At 54.1% G+C, this 2,495-nt stretch carries 4 protein-coding genes; 2 read left to right on the forward strand and 2 right to left on the reverse strand.

What is annotated here, in order from left to right:
• Both VGE80_RS10900 and VGE80_RS10905 read right to left on the reverse strand, forming a co-directional pair.
• The coding region (locus tag VGE80_RS10900) for a BatA domain-containing protein (protein ID WP_440592689.1) at nt 1-257 on the reverse strand (257 nt) is incomplete at its 3' end.
• Between the two features lie 258 nt (nt 258-515).
• A complete protein-coding gene (locus VGE80_RS10905) occupies nt 516-1,388 on the reverse strand; it encodes a hypothetical protein (RefSeq protein ID WP_397568511.1) in 873 nt (290 codons plus the stop codon).
• Nucleotides 1,389-1,605: 217 nt separating this feature from the next.
• Here VGE80_RS10905 and ispF point away from each other — a divergent pair, with 217 nt between their 5' ends.
• Together ispF and VGE80_RS10915 are read left to right on the forward strand one after the other, a co-directional pair.
• A complete protein-coding gene (gene ispF, locus VGE80_RS10910; protein WP_373649233.1) occupies nt 1,606-2,106 on the forward strand; it encodes a 2-C-methyl-D-erythritol 2,4-cyclodiphosphate synthase in 501 nt (166 codons plus the stop codon).
• 253 nt (nt 2,107-2,359) lie between these two features.
• Nucleotides 2,360-2,495: hypothetical protein (locus VGE80_RS10915; RefSeq protein ID WP_440592690.1), on the forward strand; the 136-nt coding region annotated here is incomplete at its 3' end.

Consider the following 2,495-nt stretch of genomic DNA (forward strand, 5'->3'; position numbering starts at 1 on the left):
GATCGAACCTCCCAGAAGAAATACGGGTCAGCTAAGGCCAGAACCAGCAATGATAGCATCGCGAGTTGCAGCAAGAGCGAGACGAGGTGCTTAAGCCGTTGCCAGATCGACCGTGGGTTCTGCTCATTAAGAACTTGATTCCAGAACAGGATCGTGGAAACCGGCTGTCGCCGTAATCGAATTTTGAGAATGTAGAAGACGACGATTGGAACAGCGAGTCCAAACCAGAACAGGGAACCTGGCGAATCAAACGTCATGGGAGAGGTCAACCTGCTAAGAGACCCAAGTGAATTCGGACAGAAATCAGTCGGTCGAAGTTGCGACCAAGATCCTAACCATCTGTCGCGACCAAAACCAGACAGCATGTCATGGTTCTGTTTTCGCAAGCGAAAGTCTCGAGCGGATGACGACGGCGCTGACCCGTCAAGCCAATCGGAATGACGTTACAGAAAAGGCGATCAGGCGATTCGAGCCTTAGTTCGATGGCAGTCACTGCCCGCTGCGCCGGGGCTAATTCATCTTGCTAAAGCGGCAGCAGGGCTTCCGGCCTCCACAACGCGTATACAGAGAACGCGTTGTTTTTTTGTTCCTTGATCATCACGGCAGAAGAATCGATCGCCTAAGGTTCCCTCTTCGTGAGGGATCGCCGTAATCAGCGCCAGTTCTCCCACATTCAAGGTCATACTAAATCGTTGAGCCACGCGCACGTCGATTTTTTGACTCATTTTGAGTGACCAGGCTTCCCCGGCAGCTGTGCGTCGAAGCTGGTTTTCGCCATGATGAATTTCGGGCTGGAAGTCGATTCTGATCCAGCCTTCCTGCAGTCGATTGGCCTTCATGCGAAGAACGCAGTTGACATTCTCGTAGGAGGCGGACTTTTTTCCTCCCGCCTCGTGAAACAGGAACTCACATTCGTCATGAATGATGCCGGTGGGGATTTCCGTTTCGACGCCGGGGGCCAGGAACTGGTGTCGACCCAACAGCGGCCCCGAATTCTCGGACGAGTTCAGGGGGATTTCCGCGACCATACCCAGTAACTTCTGGACTGAGGCCGGAGGGTGTGAACTCGCATTTCCGACACGAAAACCATTTTCACGCAGAATTTGCCGAGTTTCAGTCGTTGGCACGGCTCCAATCTGATCCACATCTTTCCAGAGGCTTGTGGAGAGGAGCGGATCTTCCTGCGGGCGTTCAATGAAGAAAACTTCGAGCAGTATGGTGTCAGGCGCAGCCTGAATCGGAGGAAGAATCGGTCGTCCGGACGAAAACTGGGTCGAAGTCGAACCGGTCGGGAAGATCGAACATCCTAAAAATGCAAAGACGCTGACTGTCACCACCAGAAAAGGTAGTCGATTGGTCCTCGCGAATGGCAGGATGTACCGGGACACGTGCAAGTCCGTGAAAAGGATTGCTTTTCTTCGATTTGATGTATGAAAGGAGGGAGCAGCGGGAATCTACCCCGGTTTGGCCAAACGTGTCAATTTGAGTTCTTGGCCGGGGCAGCGAGCATCGAGGCCGCGAGGCTTTTCTTTTCGATCCGCTTCGCTCATTCTTCCGCTTGCTAGAACGATTTCAGCGAACTGGATTTAGAACGAGAGTAGCAGGATGTTTGATTGTGGATTTCGAGTGGGGCTGGGACACGACAGGCACCGACTCGTTCCTGGTCGTCGATTGATTCTTGGCGGAGTCGTAATTGACTACGAGTTCGGCCTGGACGGACACAGCGACGCCGATGTGCTACTGCACGCGCTGACAGATGCTGTGCTGGGGGCCGTCGGCCTGGGGGATATCGGTGAATGGTTTCCCAATACGGATGCCCAATGGACCAACGCGGATTCGGCCATTTTTCTGGAGCAAGCCGTAGCGGCTGTCCGCGAGCGAGGCTGGGAGATCGGCAACGTCGACTGCACGATTCACGCGGAGCGTCCGAAACTGTCGAGCTACAAAAAGGCAATCGCCGCCCGCATCGCTGAACTGATGAAGATCGATGCCACTCAAGTCAACGTGAAAGCCAAAACGGGCGAGAAGGTGGGGCCGATTGGACGGCAGGAGGCGATCGACGCTGACGCGGTTGTCTTACTTGCCAGAATCAGGGCCGCGTCCTGAGTGCCACTCCCCAGTGTGGAAGGATGATGGGCGCTCGATTCAAAGTGTCGCTTTGCTAAATTGCCTTGCGCAATTATGCTCGGAACCGACCCATCGGGAGAAGACTGTGTTTTCAGCCCTTTACAGTGGCATTGGGGTGAGGCACCGAACCGGACGTGAACAGGGTTGTTCAGAATCTCGTGGAGAACTCTCTTTTGAGATGCACGAGCCATGAAAACGCGTGTCGAGCAGGGATGGAGCGGGAAGGGCATTTGTGACAGCTACTCAATCGAAGATATCGAACGCAGCGACGGTTCAGAGCAAAAGCCAGTGGGCATTGATCTGGAACGAATTTAAGAAACGTCGACTCGCAGTGGCCGCCGCAGCACTCGTTCTGGCATTAATTACGA

The sequence above is a fragment of the Schlesneria sp. genome (assembly GCF_036405755.1).
GTDB classification, from domain to species: Bacteria; Planctomycetota; Planctomycetia; order Planctomycetales; family Planctomycetaceae; genus Schlesneria; species Schlesneria sphaerica.

What these genes read in the sequence shown, in the direction of transcription:
- ispF (WP_373649233.1), top strand. Translation starts at nt 1,606, where the DNA reads ATGTTTGATTGTGGATTTCGAGTGGGGCTGGGACACGACAGGCACCGA.